The 23,834-nt window shown below is 60.6% G+C and carries 22 protein-coding genes and 1 pseudogene; 7 read left to right on the forward strand and 16 right to left on the reverse strand.

Annotated features, from left to right (window positions below; all coding sequences use genetic code 11):
• Positions 1 to 2: 2 nt before the first annotated feature.
• Entirely contained in the window at positions 3 to 1,163 is a 1,161-nt protein-coding gene (locus NKH73_RS22000; protein ID WP_352936441.1) for a DUF3095 domain-containing protein, read from the reverse strand.
• A 92-nt stretch (positions 1,164 to 1,255) separates the two neighbouring features.
• On the opposite strand from NKH73_RS22000, the gene NKH73_RS22005 reads away from it, so the two are divergent.
• Together NKH73_RS22005 and NKH73_RS22010 are read left to right on the forward strand one after the other, a co-directional pair.
• Positions 1,256 to 2,344, forward strand: coding sequence for a glycosyltransferase family 4 protein (locus NKH73_RS22005; protein WP_352936186.1), 1,089 nt, complete (start codon positions 1,256 to 1,258; stop codon positions 2,342 to 2,344).
• Positions 2,341 to 3,096 (forward strand): polysaccharide deacetylase family protein, encoded by a 756-nt coding sequence (locus NKH73_RS22010; protein WP_352936188.1) that lies wholly within the window; start codon positions 2,341 to 2,343, stop codon positions 3,094 to 3,096. The genes NKH73_RS22005 and NKH73_RS22010 overlap by 4 nt, the downstream gene beginning before the upstream one ends.
• Position 3,097: 1 nt before the next feature.
• Here the strand turns inward: NKH73_RS22010 and NKH73_RS22015 are convergent, their stop codons facing one another.
• The 4 genes from NKH73_RS22015 to NKH73_RS22030 all read right to left on the reverse strand — a co-directional run bounded on the left by NKH73_RS22015 (position 3,098) and on the right by NKH73_RS22030 (position 7,682).
• Positions 3,098 to 3,952 carry an MBL fold metallo-hydrolase gene (locus NKH73_RS22015; RefSeq protein ID WP_352936190.1) on the reverse strand — a complete coding sequence of 285 codons (855 nt, stop codon included), beginning with the start codon at positions 3,950 to 3,952 and terminating at the stop codon, positions 3,098 to 3,100.
• A gap of 216 nt (positions 3,953 to 4,168) precedes the next feature.
• A complete protein-coding gene (locus tag NKH73_RS22020; RefSeq protein ID WP_352936192.1) occupies positions 4,169 to 4,618 on the reverse strand; it encodes a cyclic nucleotide-binding domain-containing protein in 450 nt (149 codons plus the stop codon).
• Between the two features lie 68 nt (positions 4,619 to 4,686).
• The gene (locus tag NKH73_RS22025) at positions 4,687 to 7,401 is read right to left on the reverse strand and encodes an ABC transporter transmembrane domain-containing protein (protein ID WP_352936194.1); all 2,715 of its coding nucleotides are present in this window, start codon (positions 7,399 to 7,401) and stop codon (positions 4,687 to 4,689) included.
• A gap of 17 nt (positions 7,402 to 7,418) precedes the next feature.
• Complete coding sequence (locus NKH73_RS22030; protein WP_352936196.1) at positions 7,419 to 7,682, reverse strand: hypothetical protein; 264 nt, start codon at positions 7,680 to 7,682, stop codon at positions 7,419 to 7,421.
• An 82-nt stretch (positions 7,683 to 7,764) separates the two neighbouring features.
• Here NKH73_RS22030 and NKH73_RS22035 point away from each other — a divergent pair, with 82 nt between their 5' ends.
• Positions 7,765 to 8,436: a class I SAM-dependent methyltransferase gene (locus tag NKH73_RS22035; protein ID WP_352936198.1), complete on the forward strand. Its 672-nt coding sequence runs from the start codon at positions 7,765 to 7,767 to the stop codon at positions 8,434 to 8,436.
• Between the two features lie 131 nt (positions 8,437 to 8,567).
• On the opposite strand, the gene NKH73_RS22040 is transcribed toward NKH73_RS22035, so the two are convergent.
• From NKH73_RS22040 to NKH73_RS22060, 5 genes and pseudogenes are all read right to left on the reverse strand, one after another.
• On the reverse strand, positions 8,568 to 9,710 hold the full coding sequence (locus NKH73_RS22040) for a glycosyltransferase family protein (RefSeq protein WP_352936200.1): 1,143 nt from the start codon (positions 9,708 to 9,710) through the stop codon (positions 8,568 to 8,570).
• On the reverse strand, positions 9,707 to 10,951 hold the full coding sequence (locus NKH73_RS22045) for a glycosyltransferase (RefSeq protein ID WP_352936202.1): 1,245 nt from the start codon (positions 10,949 to 10,951) through the stop codon (positions 9,707 to 9,709). The genes NKH73_RS22040 and NKH73_RS22045 overlap by 4 nt, the downstream gene beginning before the upstream one ends.
• A gap of 1 nt (position 10,952) precedes the next feature.
• Entirely contained in the window at positions 10,953 to 12,167 is a 1,215-nt protein-coding gene (locus tag NKH73_RS22050; protein WP_352936203.1) for a glycosyltransferase family protein, read from the reverse strand.
• 472 nt (positions 12,168 to 12,639) lie between these two features.
• Complete coding sequence (locus NKH73_RS22055) at positions 12,640 to 13,239, reverse strand: NADPH-dependent F420 reductase (protein WP_352936205.1); 600 nt, start codon at positions 13,237 to 13,239, stop codon at positions 12,640 to 12,642.
• 204 nt (positions 13,240 to 13,443) lie between these two features.
• A pseudogene (locus tag NKH73_RS22060) lies at positions 13,444 to 14,179 on the reverse strand (SDR family NAD(P)-dependent oxidoreductase).
• A 258-nt stretch (positions 14,180 to 14,437) separates the two neighbouring features.
• Between NKH73_RS22060 and NKH73_RS22065 the strand changes: the two are divergent.
• Complete coding sequence (locus NKH73_RS22065) at positions 14,438 to 15,334, forward strand: LysR family transcriptional regulator (RefSeq protein ID WP_352936207.1); 897 nt, start codon at positions 14,438 to 14,440, stop codon at positions 15,332 to 15,334.
• Between the two features lie 220 nt (positions 15,335 to 15,554).
• Here NKH73_RS22065 and NKH73_RS22070 read toward each other — a convergent pair whose 3' ends face one another.
• The 5 genes from NKH73_RS22070 to NKH73_RS22090 form a co-directional block, all read right to left on the reverse strand.
• Complete coding sequence (locus tag NKH73_RS22070) at positions 15,555 to 15,980, reverse strand: type II toxin-antitoxin system VapC family toxin (protein WP_352936209.1); 426 nt, start codon at positions 15,978 to 15,980, stop codon at positions 15,555 to 15,557.
• On the reverse strand, positions 15,980 to 16,222 hold the full coding sequence (locus NKH73_RS22075) for a type II toxin-antitoxin system Phd/YefM family antitoxin (RefSeq protein ID WP_352936211.1): 243 nt from the start codon (positions 16,220 to 16,222) through the stop codon (positions 15,980 to 15,982). The genes NKH73_RS22070 and NKH73_RS22075 overlap by 1 nt, the downstream gene beginning before the upstream one ends.
• 220 nt (positions 16,223 to 16,442) lie before the next feature.
• Positions 16,443 to 17,267 (reverse strand): alpha/beta hydrolase, encoded by an 825-nt coding sequence (locus tag NKH73_RS22080; RefSeq protein WP_352936213.1) that lies wholly within the window; start codon positions 17,265 to 17,267, stop codon positions 16,443 to 16,445.
• 11 nt (positions 17,268 to 17,278) lie between these two features.
• Positions 17,279 to 18,766, reverse strand: coding sequence for an NAD-dependent succinate-semialdehyde dehydrogenase (locus NKH73_RS22085; protein WP_352936215.1), 1,488 nt, complete (start codon positions 18,764 to 18,766; stop codon positions 17,279 to 17,281).
• Positions 18,767 to 18,784: 18 nt separating this feature from the next.
• Positions 18,785 to 20,011 (reverse strand): iron-containing alcohol dehydrogenase, encoded by a 1,227-nt coding sequence (locus tag NKH73_RS22090; protein ID WP_352936217.1) that lies wholly within the window; start codon positions 20,009 to 20,011, stop codon positions 18,785 to 18,787.
• 154 nt (positions 20,012 to 20,165) lie between these two features.
• Here NKH73_RS22090 and NKH73_RS22095 point away from each other — a divergent pair, with 154 nt between their 5' ends.
• Entirely contained in the window at positions 20,166 to 20,858 is a 693-nt protein-coding gene (locus NKH73_RS22095) for a GntR family transcriptional regulator (protein ID WP_352936219.1), read from the forward strand.
• A 39-nt stretch (positions 20,859 to 20,897) separates the two neighbouring features.
• A complete protein-coding gene (locus NKH73_RS22100; protein WP_352936221.1) occupies positions 20,898 to 21,491 on the forward strand; it encodes a DJ-1/PfpI family protein in 594 nt (197 codons plus the stop codon).
• 133 nt (positions 21,492 to 21,624) lie between these two features.
• On the opposite strand, the gene NKH73_RS22105 is transcribed toward NKH73_RS22100, so the two are convergent.
• A complete protein-coding gene (locus NKH73_RS22105; protein WP_352936222.1) occupies positions 21,625 to 22,506 on the reverse strand; it encodes a LysR substrate-binding domain-containing protein in 882 nt (293 codons plus the stop codon).
• A 114-nt stretch (positions 22,507 to 22,620) separates the two neighbouring features.
• Between NKH73_RS22105 and NKH73_RS22110 the strand changes: the two genes are divergently transcribed.
• On the forward strand, positions 22,621 to 23,823 hold the full coding sequence (locus tag NKH73_RS22110) for a trans-sulfuration enzyme family protein (RefSeq protein WP_352936224.1): 1,203 nt from the start codon (positions 22,621 to 22,623) through the stop codon (positions 23,821 to 23,823).
• The last annotated feature ends 11 nt before the right edge of the window (positions 23,824 to 23,834 follow it).

Raw genomic sequence — 23,834 nt, forward strand, 5'->3', positions numbered from 1 at the left:
CATCAGACCGGCACCTTCGCCTTCAGGCTTGCGGCAGCCATCGCATAGCCGCCGGCGGCGCCATCGATGAAATGAACGTGATCGCGCTGCAGCGGCGAGGCCACGAGGCATGTCATCAGGGCCGATTTCTGGCGGTGCAGGCCATAGTTGCAGATGCTCGCCGCTTCCGCCTGTTTCAGCCGGTTCTCGATCCGTTGCAACATATCCGCGTCAACGTCGATGGTCATCTTCAAGCCGTCGTCGAACTTCCGGAAATCCGAATTGCTGGCCACGTCGCGTTTGTAGATCTTCGGATCGAAATTGCCGATCGTCCAGCCATATCTATCCGTAACAGCCGTAAGCGTCATCAGGAACACTATCCATAGCTTCGACAGCCACCGCCATCCTGCCGGTGCCATGGCCCGCGCCTCGATATCGAGGCCGGCGGGCAGAAAACTGTAGCCCGGCCCGTCCACCGGCACCGGGTGGCCATCGCGTTCCTGCCTGCCGGCAAGGGCGATGATGTCGGAAGCCAGAAACTGAAAACCGCGCAGGTCGCGCAACGCCCCCGGTACGGCTATGATCGAGACGATTTCGCCATGCCGGGCTTCGATCGGGTTCCAGCGGCAGGAGAGGCCGGTCAGATCCGGCCGCGTGCCGGCCGGCGCAGGATCGATGCGGTAGCGCCCCGCTTTCATCTCGGCTTCCGCCCAACTGCCGCCACCTCCGGCGAACATGGCATAGAAGACCGCCTCGGAGGCCTGAAACCTCGCCACGCGAACGTCGAGGCCTTGCGCTCTTATATCCTTTATCGGCACGATTGCGGCACGCAAGGTCAGATCCAGTTCGTCCGCCACCCATCTCTGGACAGCCGCCAGCGCGTTGCGGGTGATCTCCAGCGCGGAGCCAGGAAATGCCACGAGCGCGCCGTCGCCGCCGAAGACAAAGGGAAGATCTTGCCTACCCAGCGCATTGAGCAGCGCCGAAATGACGCTGGCGCCGGCCATATTGACGGTTTTATAGCGCCCCGCCTCGATCGCCTTGGTCGAGCCGACGATGTCTGCGGTGGCCAGCGCCCAGCCATCGGGGAGAGGCCGATAGTTATCGATATCGGCAACGCTTTCGAACCTTGCGAAGACCGGCAAAGAAGCGACAAACGGGTCGGACGCGGCAGCTGTTTCCATGAGCATCAGATAGCACATTCCAGTGCTTGAAGGTGAAGTCGATCATGCATCGAAATTGACTTGCGCAGGCTTTCCGATGATAGGGTCCGACGATGCGAATTGCTTTCTACGCGCCGCTGAAGTCACCCAATCATCCCGTTGCCTCCGGCGACCGCCAGATGGCACGGATGCTGGTCAAGGCGCTGGAGCATGGTGGGCATAGCGTCGAACTGGCATCCGAATTGCGCTTGTATCTACGCGAACCGGAGTCGAAGAGTTTCGATGCGCTCAAGATCGATGCCCAAGAGGAGGCCGCGCGGCTGACCAAGCTTTGGGATCGTGAGGGCAAGCCCGATCTCTGGTTCTCCTATCATCTCTATTACAAGGCGCCCGACCTGATCGGGCCCGTGCTGGCGTCGGCCTTTGCTATCCCCTATGTGACAGCGGAAGCTTCCTATTCGAGGCGGCGCAACGCCGGCTTATGGGCCGATACGCAAGCATTGGTGGCGCGAGCCGTCGAACAGGCAGCGCTAAACATCTGCTTCACGCAAAGGGATCGCCAGGGACTGACAGATGCGATTCCCGACGCCGCTCTCGGTATGCTTTCGCCCTTCATCGACACATCGGTATTCCGGGAACTGCCGGCACGGGATTGTCCAACGCGCCTCGTTACCGTCGCCATGATGCGCCCGGGCGACAAAGTCGAAAGCTATCGGATGCTGGCGCAAGCACTCGGTTCGATCGGCCACCTGCGCTGGACCATGTCGGTCGTCGGGGACGGGCCTGCTCGTGACGAGGTCAAAGCGCAATTCGCCGGCTTGCCCGCCGACCGTATCGAATGGCTTGGCGCGATCGAGCCAGCCGCCGTGCCGGATGTCCTCTACAGTGGGGGAATCTATGTCTGGCCGGGTTACGGCGAGGCCTATGGCATTGCCTATCTTGAAGCACAGGCCGCCGGCCTTCCGGTGGTGGCCCAGGACATCGCCGGCGTGCCGGAAGTCGTGCGGGATGGTCAAACCGGGTTTCTCACCCCGCCGGGCGATGTGGCGGCGTTCGCTTCTGCCATTGAAAGGCTTCTGGCCAGCAACGACGAAAGAACCATCATGGCCGCGGAAGCCAGGCGTTTCATCCTCGAAGAACGTTCCCTCGATGCTGCAGCGGCGCGTCTGGCCAAACTTGTTGCGAAGATCCCGGTTTCATGACATCCGATCAGATTTGGCAGCCTTTGGTGGAAGAGCTGGCGTGCTGGCAACGGGCGAACCGCAAGGCAGAGTTCTGGCTGCGCGACGATGACGCCGTGGATCCGACGTCTGCGCTTGATCGGCTGCTCGACCTCACCGGTGAATTCGCGGTTCCGGTCACTCTGGCCGTCATTCCTGCTATGACTGATGAGAAGCTTGTCGTCCGGCTCGACGAGGCGCCGCATGCCACGGTCGCCATCCATGGCTGGGCGCACCGAAATCATGCGCCCGAGGACCAGAAAAAGCAGGAGCTCGGCGCGCATCGGCCACGCGAGGTGGTGCTCGATGATCTGGCTCGCGGATTGTCGCACGTAACCTGCCTGCACGGCGCACGTGCCGTTCCGATGCTGGTCCCACCCTGGAACAGGATCGACGCCGGCTTGGTATCCGACCTTGGATCGATAGGATTTGCGGCATTGTCGGTCTATGGGCCGCCGAAGCCGGCTTCACTGGCGGTCATCAACAGCAATGTCGACATTATGGATTGGCATGGCACGCGGGGCTGCCGCGATCATCGCCTATTGATCCAGGCTATCATCGCGCAATTGCGGCATGCATTCGATGGCGGCGAACCGGTCGGCCTGCTCACCCACCATCTCGTACATGATGAATCGGCCTGGCTTTTCCTCGAGCGGCTGTTCACAGTCACCGCACAGACTGAGGCCTGCGCATGGGTTCCGATCAGGACATTGATCGCTGGTAGAGGAAAATAGCTCAGCGCTTTTTGTGCAATGACCTTGGAAATTTGAGCGTCTGGCCATCCCGCGCGGCAAAAGCGCCGGCAAACCTGTCTTTGGCCAGTTTCTCGATCTGGTCGAGTTCATCGTCGGTGCGTGTCGGATCGTGGTGAAACAGCGCAAGCCCCCGCGCACCGGCCGCCTCGCAGAGCTTGACGCCCTGTTGCCATGTCGAGTGCCCGTTACCACGGCGGCGTTCCATTTCCTCCTCAGTGTAGGCACAATCATAAATGACGAGGTCGGCATCGTCGATCAGGCCGAGCACCGCCTGATCGAGTTTGTCCGGTTCGTGCTCAGTGTCTGTGATCACCGCCACGACGCGGCCGCCCCATTCGACCCGATAGCCTATGCAGCCGCCCGGATGGATAAGACTGCCGGTTCGGACCACCACCCCTTCGCGCGGCCGAAGCACGTCTCCGGATACGAAATCGCGGCAGTCGAGCCCTGCCTTGCAGATATCCAGGTTTACCGGAAACCACGGCGGCCGCATGAACTCGTCGAGCATCTGCCGGGTCGTCATGCGTCCTGCAAGATGCCCGGACCAAAGCGTAAGCTTGACGCTCCGGTCATAGATCGGCGCAAAAAACGGCAGCCCGATGATGTGATCGTAATGGCAATGGGTGAAAAGCAGGTCGAAATCGGTCACGCCCGACGCCCGAAGCGCCCCGCCGGCAGGCCGTAGGCCAGAGCCCGCGTCGAACAGAAGCGTATGCTTACCGCATCGCATCTCAACGCAGATTGTGTTGCCGCCATAGCGAGCGAATTCTGGCCCCGATACCGAAATGCTGCCGCGCACGCCCCAAAACCTGACCAGGAAAACATCGTCGTCCATGGTAGCCCTTCGCAGTCCCCGTCACCCATCGTAGCCAAACAACTGGTGCTAGAGCAATTCCCGGAAAAGTGTGAAACGGTTTTTCCGGGAAAAGCGCGTAGCGCTTTCCCTTGGGAATTGCGTCAAAACAAAGAGGCGAGACAGGTTTTCTCCGGGTGACCTTCTCAGCAAGAGGACAGTGCCATCACGACGGCGAGGATCGAACGCACGTCTTCGTTATTTGGCGCTTCGTGCGTCGATCAGATCCGCGGTCGTATGGCTTAGGCGATCGGCAAGAACACGCAATATCTCAATGGTCATTTCCGGGAACTCCCTCATAAGCCTCAGGAAATGATCCTTGCGGATTCTCAAGACTTCCAGCGGACTTGCCGCCCTGACGGTGGCAGTGCGGGAGCTGTTGCACAATATGGCGATCTCGCCAACAATCGAATTTGACTCCAGTTCGGCAACTTTTATCGGTCCACTGTCGGAATCGACCAGAATATCCGCCCTGCCTGAAAGGATGACATAGGCGGCGTCTCCCTCGTCGCCCTGCCGGAAAAGGATCTGGCCGGCGCTGTAGCTCACACGATCGGATGTGAACGCAAGCAGCTTGAGCTTCGTTGGCTCGATGGCGGAGAACAAGGGAACGCGTTGCAGCATTCCAACTTCATCCTTGAGCAGCATTGTCGCAAACCTCGAAATTCGCGTTGCCAGACTAGAGCAACGGACGCTCAGATGGAATGTCCCTTACTCTACGACAACAGTTCCTTGAAGATACCGTTCCCCGCCAAAAGTGACTCGTGTGTTCCGTCTTCCACCAATTGACCCGAGTCGAAAACGATAACGCGATCGAACATCGCCGCCATAGCCGGATTCGTCACGACCCATATAATTGCCGGTGAATGGCCGTCGCGTCTGGCTTCCTCGAGCACGTTTCGCAGCACCTTAGTCTGCATGCGCTGGTCGAGCGCCGACAGCGGCCGGTTGAGAATGAGAAAATCGGGACGCTTGAGCAGGGCCCGGGCAACATCGAGCTTCTGACGCTGTCCACCGGTCAGCCGCCTGCCGCCGGAGCCGACGTTGAAGTCCAGGCCGACATCCAGAAGTTCGCCGTAGAGCCCCAGTTCGTCAAGAATGTCATAGAGGATGGAGCGTATGCGATCCGGCGCGTCGGGATGGCTGGTGCCCACACGCCCGAACAGGACATTATCCATGACGGTGGCCGCGGCAATGTATTTGGCAGGATCATACCGTTCGACGGCATTTTGCAGCTCGGGCGGCAGGTTTTCATAGAACCGGTTGCGTGCAGCGACGATCTTGCTCATGAGCTCGTCGCTCAGCAGGCCGAAGCGGTGCCGGGGCTCGATATAGGTAAAGCTCAAGGTGATGATCATGACGCGGTCGTTCTCCGAAACCGCCTCGTAGGGACGGTTCTTGAGCCGTTGCAGCAAGCTTTCGTAGGCGGGTATCTCCTCGGCGCTCATGAAGGCGAGCTGCTGGAAGAACTGGTGATCGGGCGGCAGGTCGGCGAACAGCTCGATCGACTGTTCGGCGATCTCCATGCCCATTTCGTAGAACGTGCGGTCGAGGCCGGCTTGCTTCAGCACAGAAGCAAAATAGGGATTGGCCGCCAGAGCCCTGTCGGCCAGTTCGGGGCCGGCGGCAGCGCCGAAGAGCAGGTTTTGGCCGATCGTTGCTTCCTTGTTGTACGCGCCCGGTTCGAAAGGAGCCACCAGTCCGCTCAGCCCTTCGTGTTCCAGCCGGGTTCGCAGCGCCGCACGCAGTTCGACGATCCGCCTGGCAAGCTCCGTGTGACGCGTGAGGTCGGCCGAAGAACGCAAGCCAAGATCCAGAATGTCGCGCGACAGAACAACCGCGTCGAGCACCCGGCGCACGGCTTCAAAGAGGTCGTGCGGACCGGTAGCGCCGGCGGAAGCATAGTTGATCCAGTCGCTGTGGATATCAAGCTCCGGATTGCCCGACCGACGCGCCTCGTCGATGTTCCAGCGTCGCTGGTCTGCCGCAGCACCCTCATAAGTCATCGATGTCAGCGGCGCATGCTTCAACCCGTAGAGCAGGTTATCGCGGAGGCTTGCCTGGAACAGGAACACATCCGACGAGGCATAGGACATGCGCCGGCCGGTCACTGCTTCGGGGAGTTCAAGCAGGTCGTCGGCGCCCGAAGCGACCCTTCCGCTGTCCGGCCGATTCAGCCGCGCGAAGGCTTCTGCAAGCGCCTCCGCTCCACCTGTTGTGGTGCTGACCAGCGCCACCGTCTCACCCGGCTTGACCTGGAGGGAGACACGATCGAGGAGCATTGCACCGCCATCGTCTGCCATGGACAGATTGATGGCCGACAGGGGGTTGGTCATTGGAGCGGGATCGTCGATCGTCAATGCCCCGATTCTCGGCGCGATGAGACCCTCGACGGTAAACTGTTCAACGACCTGCTGATATTTGACCTGGACATCCTGCCGCGCCTGATCCCAATCGATCAGTTCCTTCATCGGTCCGGGCAGGTCCTTGTAGGCGCCGATCACGGCCACGAGCTGGCCGACGTCCAACCGGCCCTGGATGACCAGATACCCACCGATCATGTAGAACAAAAAGGGCGTGACCTGCGCGAGAAAATTGTTGAGAAACTTCACCATGAATTTCCATTGGTAAAGATCAAAGCGGATTTTAAAGATAAGCCCGAGCCGGGCAGCTATGTCGGCCCGCTCGTAGTTTGATGTGTCGTGGATGTGAACCGCGCCGATGCCGTCGACGATTTCGCCAACCCGGCCCGAAAGCGCGCGCGCCGTCAACTGCCGCTCGCGCCCGAGCACGATCAGCCGCCGCCGCATTCGAGGGATGAGCACGATCTGGATCCCCACGATCACGGCCGCTATCATTCCCAGCCAGACGTTCTGGACCATGATGAACAGCATGGCCGTCAGTGCCTGGCCGCCGAGCAGCACCGGCTGCACGAAGGCATCGCCGATGAAGCCACCCAGCGGCTCGACCTCGTCCTTCACCATGGTCGCCACTTCGGCGGATTTCACCCGCTTGAAGTAAACCGGCGGAAACCGCAGCACACGATCGACCAGATCGAAACGGATACGCCGCAGCATGCGTTCGCCGAGGCGTCCCTTGTAGGTGTTGATGTAGAGTTTGAACAGGCCGTTGATGATGACTAGCAAGAGAAACACGACGCTCAGGGCGAACAGCGTCTCCTTGCGGTCGAGCTGGAAACCGGAGAAGAACTGGACCTCTCCAATGAACGGCAGGTTATAGTATAGCCTCATGAATGGCTGGGTCGCGCCCGGTTGCTCGAAGCCGCCACCTTGGATCGGGCCGTTGACGATCAGCTTCGGCAGGTCGAAGGACATGAAATACGGGATCATCGAAAGCACGACGATCATCAATATCCAGAGTTGCTGCTTCTTGGTGTGCGTCCAGATATAGCGGGCTAGGCTGGGTTCCATATGCGGCTGTGGACCCTTCAGTTGGAAAGATGCGGGACGTAAAAGCACCTGCTGGCGAGTGCCGTATCAGCAATTTCTTCGTCGCCGATGACCAACTCGACGCTGCAGTGCAGGGAAAATGTCCTGCGCTCAAACAGTTCGCGGCTCCCGCAGGGCTTTGGCGAATGACCGAGCACGAGGCCGCAGCTGCGCAGCTGGTGCCCGCGGATGCACGCCGATGGTCCGCACAGATGCAGCAGGCTCTCTCCGGCACCGGGCAATGGCGAAGCAGCTTGCAGCATAATCATGTCCGCGAATAGACAGCCTTGCGCGAGGCAAGATTGCGTTGTGTCGCCCGAAATCCCAACATACAAGGTGAATATGATGGATGTCACGCAACCACGCAATGCCGGCTTGGATTGGCACGAGCAAGCCTTAGACCTCACGCGGGGAATTGCTGCCTATGTCAACTGCCCTCTCGTGGCAGGGCTGGCGCGCGTCGTCACCAAGCATCCGAAGGCCGATATCGCCAACGCCTTCAACCATAAGCAGGTCGCCTGCAAGATGTGGGCGCTCGATAGGCTGTTCGAAAGCTGCGGCGGCCGGTTCGAGCGCATATGGGTTCTGGGTGGATGGTACGGCATATTGCCGGCAATGCTTTTCAACGACGCCCGCTTCGACATCGCGGCGGTCGATAGCATCGACATCGATCCCGAAGTCGCGCCGGTCGCCCGGACCCTCAACCGGGAAGCAGGCGACCGGTTCCGGGCGATGACGGCAGATATGTACGCACTCGACTATGCGGCCGGACGGCCCGACCTGACGGTCAATACGAGCTGCGAACACATAGCCGATCTGCGCGCCTGGCTTGCTCTGCTTCCGCGAGGCATGAATGTACTGCTGCAATCGAACGATTATTTCAGCGAGCCAACGCACATCAACTGCGTGGCTTCACTTGCAGCCTTCGAAGCAATGGCGGCGCTACGGGAGGTGCGTTTCTCAGGCGAACTGCCGACAAAAAATTATACGCGCTTCATGCTGATTGGAACTGTCTAAGGCATTTCGCCAAAAGGGCGTACCGGCTTTTGGGCAATTAGAACAAGGATTTGAAACGCGTCGCGCCAATCTCAGAAAGACGCCACGCGCGTAGGATCTATCATGAACTTTTCCGAAACCGCGCCCCGCTTTTAGGGACCTGTTCGATACCGCTCGCGCAGGATTTGCGCCGAGTGACGCGCGCCTTCCAGATCGAGACGATGCGCGGAGGGCGTCGGTCCCACTAGCGCCTGTTCGATCGCTTGCGCCAAACCTTCAGGCGTCAGGTCATTTTCCATCAGCACCGTTGCAAGACCGAGTTCTTCGAGCATCAGGGCGCGAACCGTCTGTTCGGTTTCCCCGCCGGCTGCAAATGGGACGAGCAGCGAGGGACAACCCGCGCGCAGGACATCGCAGACCGTGTTGTAACCCGCTTGCGAGACTGACAGGCGGGCGCCGGTCAGCAGGCTGGCGAAATCCTGGCGGAACCGGAAGATGGACACGCCCGGCGTGGCATCGCGTGCGATCGCGTCAAACTCGTCTTTCGGCAGGTTTGGGCCAGTGATCAAACACCATTTCCACGCGTTGTTGGCATTCCGCGCCGCTGCGACGGCGGATCTGACAAGGCTCTTTCCGGCAGCCCCGCCGCCAACCGACACCAGAACGTCGAAGCGCTCGGAGGTCGCGGGCGATGGCGGCGCGGCAACGAGCCCTGTGTAGGTGACGTCGGCCCTGATCGCCCCAGCCAGTGGAAATGTCTTGTCGATGGTGGCGAAAGCCGGATCGCCGTGGACCATTACAAGGTCGAAATGCCTGTTGATGAGATCGACTGTTTCCTCGTTTCGGCCCGGCTTGACGCGTTCCTGAAGGATATCACGGACGGACGTCGCCAGCAGCGGTCGGGGCGACGTCGCGTCGATGGCCTCGATCAGCGGCAAGAGTTCGAAACGCATCTGCCGGCGTCCAAATGGAAACGCCTCGACAATGACGATATCAGGCCTGCAATCCCGGAATGCCTGCAGCAGCATCTCTGAACGCAATTTCTTGAAATCATCGTCGATCGGGTTGCCCTGCAGGTCGACAAGTCCGGAAAATCCTTCATCACCGGAGGTGACAGGTGGCAGGGTTACAGACTTTACACCCCGTCCCGGAAACCCCGCGATGGGCGCTCCGCCGGTTACGATGGTTACGTCAAACCCGTCATCGACCAGAGCCGCCGCAATGCGGCTGGCGCGCGCGAGATGGCCGATGCCGAGCAGGTGCTGGACATAGAAGAAAACGCGCAGCCGCTTCATTCGGCGGCCCGCCACTCCCGCTCGAACAGTTCCTTGAGCTGTCCAATGCTTGCCATATGATCGAAATTGCCGCGCACGCGCCGCTCTGCGGCGTCGCCGAGGCGGGCGCGCAGTACGGGATCACGGATCAGGCGCTCCAGCGCCTGTGCCAGGGCAATTGGGTTTTCCGTCGGAACCAGCAGCCCGGTTTCATCCGGCGATAAAAGCTCCGGCACGCCGGAAATATCGGTCGACACGCAGGCAAGCCGCTGGCTAGCCGCCTCCACCAGAACATTCGGCAGACCGTCCCGGTCGCCATTTGCGGTAATCCTGCAGGCCAGGGCGAAGATGTCGGCGCGGCGGTAGTGCTCAAGCACCTCCTCCTGCGCAAGCGCGCCTTTCCAAGAGACGCGACCATCCAGTCCGAGCTTTTGCGCCAGCGCCTTGAACCGTTCCAGTTCCTCGCCGCCGCCGATATGCTCGAAACGCCATGCCAAATCACTGGGCAAGAGGGCAAGAGCCTCCAGCAAGGTATCGTAACCTTTCTTTTCAACGGCGCGCCCGACACTCAGAACGATAATCGGTTCGTCCGGCGCCGAGCCGTCATGGTGTTTTCGCGCCTCGCCGAAACTGCCGAAGCGATCAAGGTCGAGCCCATGATAGCTCAGATGCACGGACGAGTTGCCGTTAGCGAGTTTTTTCAGACGGTCGAAGCCGGTTTTCGTGCAAGTGACCGTCCAGCGCGCCGAGGAAAGCTTGCCAGCCAGATCCCAGTCCGCCGAAGTCCAGATGTCCTTGGCATGGGCAGAGCAGCTCCAGGGCAGCCCACGAAGCTGGCTGGCATAGCGCGTCACCGAAGCCGGCGTGTGCGCGAAATGTGCATGCAGCCAGCCCGCGTCTTCCGGCCATTCGGCCGCCAGCACGAGCGCTTGCCCGAACCGGCGCACGCGATTGCGCGTAAAGTCGCGGGGGATATCGGTAGCCAGCGTTCCGAGCGCGCGCCAGAAGCCCGGCCGCAGCAGATGGGCAAACAGCGAGCGAACCACGCGCAGCGGCTCTTCATGCAGATATTCCGGCAGATAATGGACGGGCGCTTTGATCTCGTCATGGACAGGGTGGCGTTTTGCGTCGGTCGGCCGCCTGAGCGCGACGAGTATCAGCTCGAACCCCGCACGCTCCAGACCGAGCAGTTCCTGCGCGATGAAGGTTTCAGACAGCCGCGGATAGCCCTTCAGAACCACGACGATCTTGCGATGTTGCAACTCAGTTCATGCCTTCAATGACCGAAAGGTGATGGCCGGCCCGCCGGTCGAGCAGTTCCGCGACGATTTCGGAAATATGAGGCAGCCCTTCCAGCGTCAGATGCGGATTGCTCTGCGATGGGCGGGGCCGGTCCGGAAGCACCTTCAGTGCATCGGCAAACCGCTGAGAATCCTCGGCTTCTTCCGGCAAAAGCATCTCGATGAGGCCGAGTTCGGCTGCGCGCCGTGCGCGGATCAGTTGTTCCTCGCGGGGCTCGACGCGCGGCACGATCAGCGCCGGCTTGTCGAAAGATAGTATCTCGCAATAGGTGTTGTAACCGCCCATCGCCACTACCGCCATGGCGCCGGCAATCAGCTCTTCCATGCGGTTGTCGAACTCGATCATCTTGATGTAGGGGATCTTGGACCCCTTCTTGAGCAGCTTGTTCCGTTTGCGCGCCGGCATGTAAGGCCCAAGCACGACCAGCGCCCTATGCTGCAATTGCGGATCCTGCTGATAGGCATCGATAACGTCGTGGATCAGATCGGCGCCGTCACCGCCGCCACCGGTGGTAACGAGGATATAGTCGCCCTCGGGCCGGTGGCCGGGCAACTCGTTCCGCTGCAGGCTCCGTTGCAGGAAACCGACGAACCTCATCTTTGCCCTGATAGCCGGCGGCACATCCAAGCCAGTCAACGGGTCGTAGAAATCCGGCGGACCATAGGCCCAGACCTTGTCGTAGAACAGGCCTATCTTGCGAATCACATCTTTGCGTGCCCACTCCGCTTCGAGCAGATGCGGCGCGTCCATCACCTCGCGCAGGCCAAGCACGAGCGTGGTGCCCCGCGTCTTGAGGTAGGACAGCGTGTCCTCGATCTCACCGCGCAGGCCGAGCGGTTCCTTGTCGACGATGAAGATATCCGGCCGGAAGGTCTCGGCTGTGTGGCGGATGATCGACTGACGCATCCTTAGCGTCTCATGCAGATCGATATCCTTTTCCAGCGAGGTGTATTCGCCGTTGCGCAATTTGATGACGCTGGGGATCTTCACGAAGTCGACACGGGCGCGGTAATCGAAGGCGCCAGCGATAGTCGCACCCGAAATGATAAGCACCTGAAGTCCGCGGAAATCCTCGACTAGCGAATGCGCGATCGTCCGGCAACGCTGCAAGTGGCCGAGCCCGAACGTGTCGTGGCTGTACATGAGAATTCGAGCGTTTTGTACGTGCTGGGTCATTGTTGAACGTCTTTTAGAATTCTCGCCTTGAGGCCCGTGGGTGACCCCGCACAAAACCACCCTCGTGGGTTTGCCGACCTGTTTTGAAACATGAGGGCGCAATTTTCAATCTGTATTACCACGAGGGTCTAAGGATGACGCTCTTCTTGATAGTGCAGTCAAGCTGATCGTCCGCTACACGACGTTCGACAATGTCGTCCAAAAGCTCATTAATCACTTCAAAGGGCAAGGCTACTCGTACTGTCCATCAATCTTTTGACGGGCGGTCGGTTATGATAGCAGTCGAAAGATTCTAGGCGACCCGCAGATCTGCCGCTCTGTCGCGCGTCTTCCCGCTCTTCGAACGGCGTCCAGACGCCGTCAGGCCACCCCAACCTTCGCGACTTGTGGTCTTCGAATGTTCAGTCGCGCGCTGCTCGAAGAAGTTAGCGCGCGACCAATTCTCGGCGTCGATCATACGGTCGTAGATCGATTACTGCTCCTTCTTGAACAAATCCTGGAAGATGAGCTGGCCCCAAGTGCGGCCGCGTGCGTGCACCAGCGCGCCACCCTCGTTGAGCTTTCCAAGCTTGACGGGTGCGAACCCGAGTTGTTTGGCCAAGGCCGCCACGGGAGCGATCGCGTCCTCGTCGTCGCTCGACAGAAAGACGACCCGGTGGCCGCCCTCGACGATCGGATCGGTAGCCAGGGTGGCGGCAATCAGGTGATTGAAACCTTTCACGAGCCTGGCGCCGGTGAACGCCTTCGCGATGACGGCGGAGGACGGAAGGCCGTCCAGCTCTTCAGCGCCTGGAAACATGTTCGTCGCGTCGATGACTGTCTTGCCTTCCCAGCTCGGCAGGGCCTTCGCAACCTCGCGGTGCTCCCCGAACGGGACCGCCAAGATGATTGTGTCGGCCTCGAGTGCATCCCGCAGCGACTTGGCGACGACCGTGGGTCCAATCATCCGAGCCTGCGGCGCCAACGCCTCGGGCGGACGGCGGCTCGCGACGCTCACGTCGATGTTTTTACGGGCGAAGGCGTGGGTGAGAGCCTGGCCTATCTTACCGAATCCTACAATCGCATAGCTCATAATACTTCTCCGATCCGTGTTGGTACTGATTCCCCGGCCTTCAACGGCGCTGGGTTATCCGTTCTGCTGTGTGGCGACCTTTGCGTAGACGTCTCGCCGTGAACGACTTCCGCGCGGCCGGACTGACCGTTCAGTGCGGAAGTCGTTCCACCATGAACACGCTAGTTCCCGCCGATCAGCCACTTCCCGCGATCCGGCGCGATTTCAGATGGCCGAGAAGCCGCCGTCGACAGACAACTCCAGCCCATTCACGAAGCTCGAATCGTCTGAAGCAAGAAACAGCGCGGCCGCCGCAATTTCCTCAGGACGCCCCATCTTTTCCCCGCGGAATCAGGGATTCGAACATTTGCTTCGCTTCCTCGGTGAGAACTTGGTCCTGCATCGGTGTGGCGATCGGCCCTGGGTGCAGCACGTTCACCCGGATATTCCTGCCCTTGAGTTCGTTGAGCCACCCGCGTGCGAATGCGTGCAGCGCCGCCTTGCTCGCCGCATACACGCTGTAACCAGGAAAACCTTTGATCGAAGCAACTGACCCGGTCATGAAGATCGATCCGCCGTCGTTGAACAGCGGCAACGCCTTCTGAACCGTAAACAGCGTGCCACGCGTATTCAGGCCGAAGGTCGCATCGAAATGCTGCTCGGTAATCTCGCCAAGCGGAACGGCTTCGCCCGTGCCGGCGCTCGCGTACAGGATGTCGATCTCGCCCTTTTCCTGCTTGACCGTATCGAACAGGCGGTCGAGGTCGTCGAGATTGGACGCGTCGCCGCGCACGCCGGTCGCGTTCCGGCCGATCAGCTTGAGGGCCTCGTCCAGCGCCTCCTGTCTCCGGCCGGTGATGAAAACATAGGCGCCTTCTTCAACGAACCGCTTGGCGCTCGCCAGGGCCATGCCGCTCGATCCACCCGTGATGACTGCAACCTTACCTTCGAGCTTTCCCATGACTTCTCCTTTCGTGGTGTCCGGACAGCACCTGCCTCCGAGAACCTCGAAATGGGCCCGCCGGCGTCAGTTGTTGAGTGCGGAAGCGCGCACATCGGCGGTGCAAAATCGATCCGGCTTGACGACGCGACGATCGGTGTCCGCCGTTCGAAATTGGGCCACGCTCGTCGGCATAAGCTATGATGGCCGCCCGTATTGCTGTTCAATGTGTTAGATACGGGGGTTTGGAAGGCGCGCCACGCGGTGCGGGATTGCACCATGATCGACTGGGACGACGTTCGCTACTTTCTTGCCGTCGCGCGCGGAGGCTCAGTGCGGGCCGCCGCCGAGGGCCTCGGGGTGTATCACTCGACCGTGCTGCGACGCATCGCTCAGCTCGAGGAACGCCTCGGGGCGCAGATGTTTGAAAAGCTGCCTTCGGGCTACCGCCTGACCGCTGCGGGCGAGGAGGTCCTCGAGCTCGCGAACCAGATGGAAGCGTCGTCGCACCAGCTGGAGACGCGCGTTTTCGGTCGCGACCAGAGCGTGCGCGGGCTTCTGCGGGTGACGTTGACACCAATCCTCGCGACACACCTGCTCATCCCGGACTTCGTCGATTTCGCGCGTCTGCATCCGGACATTGAGATGGAAATCTTGTCGTCCGGCGAGCTGGCAAATCTGACCAAGCGCGAGGCCGACGTCGCGATCCGCGTGGTCTACGACCGCAAAACCCTGCCGCTCAATCTTCACGGCCTGAAGGGACCGGAGCTGTTCGGCGCCGTCTATATATCCCGCGATCGACTAGCCGCATGGCGTGCGGGCGCGCCTGATCCCATCCGGTGGATCGTCATAGGCATGCATGGCATTCCGGAGTGGGCCAGCGAGGGTGAGGTTCGCACCACGGGGGTTCCGTTCAGGACCACGGACGCCGCAGCGGAGATCGTTGCTGTACGGCAAGGGCTTGGGATCACGACGCTGCCGTGCTTCGTCGGAGATGCCGACCCCCTGTTGGTGAGGGTGCCAGGCACCGACCTGCACATGTACGGAACGCTCTGGCTTCTCACGCAGGGGGAGACACGCAAGACGAAGCGCGTGCGGCTGTTCGCGGAGTTCGTATCGCGCAGGCTCACCGCGCACGCTCCGCTTCTCGCGGGGCTGTCTGTAGCGCGCGATTGATGCGCAGCAGGTCGCCGGCGGCGCTGTCTCGAGCGTACCGCTGCATCAACTACGCAGCCCGATCTAAATCTCGCGACGGGCTCTGGTCGTAGACAGGCTCGTGACGGTCTTTTTGGGGAACTGCCAGTACGGCTCGGTCAGCGATCGCGTCATTCTGCTTCATCGGTCCAGTCGCCGGACATGGATGCCTCGGACAAGGGCAGAGTGGGAGAGGGCCGCTTCACGTCAGCAACTGCGTCGGCACGCCGAGCGCTGGACCGGCCTCGCCGAGCCGCTGGTCGAGCGTGTGCACCGTGGCGCCATGCTCCGATGCAATGGCGAGATGCAGCGCATCGCCGGCCCGAAGCCCAAGCATATGCTGATCGGCAAACTTCGCCGCAGTCCGGAATTGCCCACCGGTCACGGCGAGCACGGTGAAGCTCTCGGCGACCAGCCTATTGAACATGGCGAGCGCCCCAGCGCGCTGCTCCAGACTGATCTGGCTGGTCCGCAGCCTGATCGCCATGGCAGAAGACATCTCCGTGATGGTCCAGTCGCTGATCAGAAGCTGCGCCGCGTCCTGCTCCGCCAGCCAGGCCTGAACCCGCGGCGTCATCGCCTCATTGGAGAGTGCCGCGACGATCAGCGACGTGTCGAGATAAAGCATCAGTAGCGGTCGCCGTCCCGCATCGCTCGCACCAGATCAGCAGCGCTTTCAGTCTGCGGCGGCATAATCGCCGTCAGAGACCGGAGCAGGGCAGCATCGATTTGTTTGCGAGGCTTGGCCACGGCGGTGAGCCGTGCAACCGGCTTGCCGCGCCGAGTGATGTCGATTGAATCGCCTGCCTCGACCCGGTCGACCAACTCGCTCAGATGGGCCTTGGCATCTGCCAGACTGATTACATCCATACCATTCTCCTGACCATGTAGATGGTCATATACCCTGTTCAGCTTAGGAATTCCAGCGCGAGGAGAGATGGCGCCGCGACCGCCAAGGCCTCGCGGGTGACGGCTATCCAGCGCTATCACGACAACGCCATATATGGGGTGGAATCGCTGACGGCCTGGGCGAGCAACGCCGTTGCATCGTCTTGAACCCGAGACGCTCTCATATCCGACGTCGGGACGGTTAGCGGCGGTCGTTTGCAATCAGTTTCGTCAGGCAATCACCCGTCTGGCTGTCGGGCACGCCGAGATCTCTGACACTGTCCATGTGGTTGCGGTTCGTGAGAACAAGCCACGTTACCGGCGAACCCTGCTGCAGCAGGTTCTCTTTGAATCTATCTGCTTGCTGATGGAAAGGCGGCGTCTCATTGGCCCCAACCAGAACCGTCGCCTTGGTTTGAGGATCATGCCGATGCGCAAGCGGTGTAAACAGGGCGACTTCCTCATCGGTGATTCCAATCTCGTTGGCGAGAAAGGAGGTCTGGAGCGGTTTCAGATCGTAGAGCCCGCCGAGCAGAAGAGCTGCCCGTACATTCGAGCGGGTATGCTCGCCGTTGAACAGAAACGTTGAAAGATGTGCTCCGGCCGAATGACCACTAACAGTCAGGTTTGCGGGATCTCCGCCCAAGTCATGGATATTGTCCAGAACCCACTGCTTGGCGCGGCGCACCTGCTCGACGATCGTAGCCATCCTGACCTTGGGCATCAGCGCATAATCGACGATGACGGCAATGGCACCGGCCTGGGTAATCGTCGTCGCGACGTTTGAATAGTCGCGCTTGGAGAACATTCTCCAATAGCCGCCATGGATGAACATATGCACCGGCAGGCCGCTTCTTTTCCCCGAGGGAAAGAACAGGTCCACGGTTTCGGCCTGATCCGGTCCATAGGCCACGTCCGCAGCCATTGGAATGGTTGCGCGGACGGCCTCGCTGCGGCGAACGATGTCCTGGACGATTTGATCGAAATCGGCGACATGGTCGCGGATGCGGAACGGATCGCTTTGCACTCTTCCTCCGCTCAAATGCTTACGGCGATATATTTCGCTTCCATGAACTCCGCGATGCCGTGATGCTGTCCGCCCTCGCGCCCGAGGCCGCTCTGCTTTACCCCGCCGAAGGGCGCTGCGGGATCGGACATTAGACCCCGATTGAGCCCGATCATCCCGGCTTCGATCTTCGACGCCACCTGCATTCCACGTGCAAGATCGCGCGTGTAGATGTAGGCGGCAAGACCATATTCGGTGTCGTTGGCGCGCGCGATGGCGTCGGCTTCCGTTTCGAATATCGAGATCGGCGCTACCGGCCCAAAAATTTCCTCGTGCGCCATCTCGGCCTCGGCCGGGACGTCGCAGAGCACGGTCGGTGGATAGTAATATCCCGTTCCCGAGCCTGCCTTGCCTCCGCACAGCACCCTCGCGCCACGGGCGACAGCATCGTTGACCAGACGGTCGATCTTGTCGACGGCCTTCTTGGTGATCATCGGCCCGCACTCCGTGGCCGCGTCCGTACCAGCGCCGACCTTGAGTGACGACATCCGCCTGGCGAGGCTTTCGCTAAAAGCATCGTAAACGCCGGACTGGACATAGATTCGGTTTGCAGCCGTGCAGGCCTCGCCGGCGTTGCGCATCTTCGCCACCATCGCCCCATCGACCGCCGCGTCGAGGTCCGCGTCATCGAACACAAGGAATGGCGCATTGCCGCCGAGCTCCATCGAACACGAAATCACGTGCTTTGCCGCCTCGGCCAGCAGAACGCGCCCGACACCCGTCGAGCCGGTAAAGGAGAGTTTCCGCACCCGCGGATCCGCCAGCATGGCGGCTGTCACAGGGCCGGGATTGGAGGTTGTCAGAACGTTCACCACACCAGGCGGAACGCCGGCTTCCTGATAGAGCGCGGCAAGCGCATAGGCCGTGAGCGGGGTCTCACTGGCTGGTTTCAAAATTACCGTGCACCCGGCAGCCAAGGCGGGCGCGATCTTGCGCGTCGCCATGGCGGCAGGGAAGTTCCAGGGGGTGACAAGTACGCATATGCCGATGGGCTCGTAGTCGACCACGATCCGGTTCGTGCCGGAAGGCGCAATCCCGAATTCACCGGTGATGCGAACGGCTTCTTCGGCATTCCAGCGGAAGAATTCCGCGGCATAGGCGATCTCGCCACGCGCGTCCCGGAGTGCCTTGCCGTTTTCCAGCGAAATCAGGGTTGCCAGCGTCTCGGAACGCTGCGTCATCAACTCGAAGCAACGTCTGAGGATTTCGGAACGCTTGCGGGGTGCCGTTGTGCGCCAGCCATCGGCGGCCTTGGCCGCAGCCTCCACGGCGGCCGCGGCATCTTCGATCGTCGCGTCGGGAACGGCGGCGATCACGGCTTCCGTGGAAGGGTCCAGGACCTGGATTTCCCGGCCGTCCGCGGATTGCCTCCACTGGCCGCCGATATACAAGCCGTGGGAGAACCTATGGAAGTCGTCAGTGTCCTGACCGTCCTCCAGCACCGGATGAGATATGTTCATGGCCTGCTCCTCGATTGCTCACATGACGTAGGTGGCGAGGTTGCCATCATAGGCAGCCTGGATCAGGCCCCGCATGGCTGCCAGATCGAATGGACGCGGATTGTTCTTGATGAGACGGTCAATGCCGAGCGCCTGTTCGGCCGTCCAATCGAGCTTGTCGGCGGGAAGCCCGAGCTTGGCCAGCGAAGGCGTGATGCCGATCGCTCCAAACAGTCGGCCGATCTCGTCGATCGTCGCGTCGGCCATTTCATCGGCACTCCGGTCCCTCCCGTCGAGGCCAAGGGCAAGACCGATCTCGGTCATCTCGGCGGCCGCGGCGGCCCGGTTGTACTTCATGACGTACGGCAACATGGTGGCGACACCCAATCCGTGGGCGGTGTGGGTTATCGCGCCAACCGGATATTGTACGGCGTGCGCCGCCGCTGTGCCGGCCGTCCCGAACGCACAGCCAGCTGCAAGCGCGCCCATCATCACATCGGCCCGGGCGTCCTCGTCAGAGGGCTGGCGGTATGCCTTTTCAAGGCTTCGACCAAGCAGCTTGATTGCCAGCAGCGCGAAATGATCGGTCAAAGCGGTTTTGCCGATAAAGACGTGGCTCTGCGGAAGGGAGGGGTCGGTGCCACGCCTGACGGCGGTGAAAGCCTCGATCGCATGGGTCAACGCGTCTGCGCCTGCGATCGCCGTCAATCCCGGTGGGCATGTCATCGTCAGTTCGGGATCGCAGATGGCCGCGGCCGCGATCAGATACGGGCTGGAGATGCCGACCTTCAAGGTGCGATCCGGATCGGAGATCACTGCAACTGGGGTCACTTCCGAGCCGGTGCCGGCTGTTGTCGGCACCGCGATCAGCGGCAGCGTCGGACCGGGCACCTTGAACTCGCCGTAGTAGTCCTGGAGCAGGCCGCCGTGACTGAAGAGCAACGCGGCGCATTTGGCCATGTCGAGACAACTGCCGCCTCCGATGCCGATCACCATGTCGGGCGCAAAATCCCGCGCCTCCTCGACGCAAACGGCAACTGTGTCTCGGGGAACGTCGGGCAGCACGCGGTCATGGACAAACACATCGACCGAAGCGGCTCGCAGCGCCGCGACGATCTCCGCGAAAGGACGGGTTGCGGCAAAACGTTCGTCGGTACAGACGAGCGCACGACGCCCGAGCCTGGCCGCGACGGTCGCAATGACGTGGCGCTGTCCCTTCCCGAAGAGGATTTCACGCGGCAGCCTTATGGCGGCGAAAAGGCTCATGTTCTGCGTTCCTCAATGATGTCGGCAGTGGAAGGGGAAAGCTCGTTGAGCTCGGCCAAGAGATATCCTCTATTAAATCGTATAGGATATAGGATTGTATTGGGCGGAGCATCGTGTTAGCCAGTGATCCTGTCAAGAGGCAAAGACGCAGGTCATGAACTTAAGCAATGCCCGAGAAGCCGAACCCGCCAGCGGACGCATCCAGCGATCCAACAGCCTGGTGGAGGACGTGTACGAAGCGATCTTCGCGCAACTCATGTCGCTGAAGATCGCGCCTGGCTCACGGATCACCGTCGACAGTCTGGTCAAGGAGCTCGATGTATCCCACACGCCAATCCGTGAAGCGCTTGGGCGGCTCGAAGGCGAAGGCCTTGTGTTGAAGACACATTTGATCGGCTACCGCGCCGCGCCGCAGATAACCAAGCGCCGGTTTGACGAACTCTATGAGCTTCGCCTGCTGCTCGAGCCGCATGGGGCGGCCAAGGCAGCAGCATTGATGGATGAGACGAAACTTGCGGTACTTAAGGAGTCCGCAGGCGGGATGGCGCGCCGCGAAGGCAAGGATGAACGCCTGCGTTACTCCAACTTTGCGCGGCAGGACGCCATTTTCCACGACAGGATCATGGAATTTGCAAACAATGATCTCGTGCGCCAGACTCTCGCGTTCCAGCATACGCACTTCCACATCTTCCGCCTGATGTTCCATTCGCGCGTCACCGAGGAAGCGCTTGATGAGCATGAGGCCATTCTGGCCGCCTTCGCTGCCTCCGATCCTGTTGCCGCCGAACAGGCGATGCGCCGCCATATCGAGCATTCCCGCGACCGTTTGTTGCTGGCGTTCGACTGAGACTGCCCCCGCTCCATTGCCAGATGAAAAGGAACGACTATGCCAGGCAAGAAAATCCTGATGTTGACCGGTGAGTTCACCGAGGAATACGAGATCTTCGTCTATCAGCAGGCGATGGAGGCCGTCGGCCATATCGTCCACGTTGTCTGTCCTGACAAGAACGCTGGAGACCTGATCAAGACGTCGCTGCACGATTTTGAAGGCGACCAGACCTACACCGAAAAGCTCGGCCACTATGCGCTGATCAACAAGACGTTCTCCGACGCTGAGAAACAGCTCGACCAGTATCATGCCGTTTACTGCGCTGGCGGTCGTGGCCCGGAATACATTCGCACCGACAAGCGCGTGCAGGCGATCGTGCGTCATTTTCACGAGACCAAAAAACCGATCTTCACGATCTGCCATGGCGTCCAGATTCTGATAGCGGTCGACGGCGTCGTCCGTGGCAAGAAGGTGGCAGCGCTCGCGGCTTGCGAACCAGAGGTCACGCTGGCTGGCGGCACTTACATCGATCTGTCTCCCACCGACGCCTATGTGGACGGGACGATGGTTTCGGCAAAAGGCTGGACGGCGCTTGCGGCGTTCATCCGCGAATGCCTGAAGGTGCTGGGAACGGAAATCCGTCACGCGTAGGGAGCGATGTTCCGACGCATTCCGGACGGAATGCGTCGGTGACTTGAACTGGATGTCTCCGGCCTGAGCGCTTCGACCAGTGACAAATGCTCGGGATCAGGTCGCGGCAGGTCCCGATGGCACTGGGCGGGTGTCAGCGCGCCTCAGCCAGTTTTGACCTTTCCTTCGTCAATGCGTCAGCCATCTCGGTGACGATTCTCGACCTCTTCTGGTTTGGGAAGAGCATCAGCGTTCGAAAGCTGACGGATGGCACCAGCGGGCGTAACGTGACGCCCCGTTCGATGTATCCAGTGGCGGTCACCGGATCAACGATCCCACAGCCTACGCCCGCCAAAACCAACGCGCAGACGGTAGAGGAATAGGCGGTCTCCACCACAACCTGCGGCGCCACCCCATACTTTGCGAATATGGCCTCTGCCTCGTGTCGAGTTGTGTCTTCCGGCGCTAGGGCGACAAAGGGGAGGCGATCGAGATCGGCGGGGTGCACCACATCCTTCTTTGCTAGCGGATGTCCGGGAGGTATCGCCAAGGTCGCGGGAATTTCAGCGAATGGCGTTGCCTCAACGCCATTGGTGTCGATCTCGTCTGCGGTGATCGCGATGTCGAGCTGGTTGGCGGCAATCATATCGCGGATCGCTGATGAACCGCTTACATAGAGAGAGACGGCGACTTTTGGGTTCCTCCGACGAAACCTGGCGATGGCGCTTGGCAGCAGATTGGTGCTGAAGGCTGAGAGGCAGGCCACGCGGATGTCGCCCGAGCCATAGTCCCGGATGCGGGCGGCGGCGCTTCGAAGCTTCGCCAAACCCGCGAGCGATATCTGAACCTCGCGGAAGAAAAGCTGTCCCTCGGCGGACGGAATCATCCGTCCTTTCTCTCTGTCGAACAGCCTGAACCCGATCGAGCGCTCCAAAGTCATGATCGCCTTGCTGACCGCAGGTTGGGACATCCCGAGTATTTCCGCGGCCCGCGAGGCGGTGCCGTAGGTCATGACTGCCTGGTAGGTCTCGATCAATCTGACATCCATGGCGAACTCTATAACCTGAAGGAATGGAATTTCGACTGATTGATATTGGACTGAATACACGAACGCATGTCAACAATGGCGGCACAGAGGAGACAGGTCGGGATGCGTGATGAGACAAGGTCGGTGTCGAGAGTCTCGGTCAGCCTAAGCGGCTACGACAGCTTGACCGTGCCGATACACCGTGCATCGACTATCCGATACCCGGATGCCGCTTCCTTTGCCGCCCGGTTCGAGCGAGATGCGGACGGCTATGTTTATGGGCTTTATGGCACGCCCACACACCGATACCTGGAGAAAAAGATCACGGAACTCGAAGAGGGCGCCCGCACCGTGCTGGCGCCCTCCGGCCAAGCCGCGATCACCTGTGCCATGCTGGCATTTGTGGCAGCGGGCGAGAGGATCCTGATACCTGACACAGTATATGGTCCCGTACGCGACTTCGCCATGCATGAGCTTGTAGCGCTTGGGATAGAGCCGGTTTTTTATGACCCGGTTGACTTGGAAGCACTCGATGCGCTCATCGATGATCGGACGCGCCTTGTCTGGACGGAGTCTCCCGGTTCGGTCACCCTGGAGATGCAGGACATCCAGGCGATCGTTCGGATGGCGCACGCCAAGGGCGCCTTGGTCGGCTGCGACAACACATGGGCCTCGCCGCTCAACTTCAAGCCGCTGCGCCATGGCGCGGATTTCGTCGTGGAGGCCTTGAGCAAACACCTTGCCGGCCACTCCGACCTTATCCTGGGTTCGGTTACCACTAGGGACGATGCCCAAGGTCTGAGGCTCAAGGCTTCACTGGGAAGACTGGGCATTGGCACGTCACCCGACGATTGTGCACTCGCAGCACGCGGCATCGAGACGCTGGCGGTTCGTCTGGAACGATCCAGCGCGTCCGGTCTTCAGATTGCGGCATGGCTCGCGGAGCATCCGTGCATAGAGACGGTCATCCACCCAGCGCTACCCGAAAATCCCGGCCATGAGATCTGGAAACGTGATTTCAGCGGTGCCTGCGGTGTCTTCACGTTCACGCTGAGGGAGCAGTACGTCGACCAGTCGTTTGCTGCGCTCGATGTTCTGCAGTTGATCTCGATCGGTGCTTCGTGGGGCGGAACAAAGAGCCTGATCGCTCCGACCTCAGTGAAGGCGCTGCGAACCGTGCGCCCCTGGGCTGGTCCCGACTACCTTTTTCGCTTGAATGTCGGGCTCGAACACCCAGACGATCTTCAGAATGATCTGGAACGGTTCTTCATGGCGATGACCGAAAATTCCAAAACCACCCCGCGCACGGCTGCCGGCTATCTCTAACCCCATAACTT

This window comes from Mesorhizobium sp. M0938 (assembly GCF_040319125.1).
GTDB lineage: Bacteria > Pseudomonadota > Alphaproteobacteria > Rhizobiales > Rhizobiaceae > Mesorhizobium > Mesorhizobium robiniae.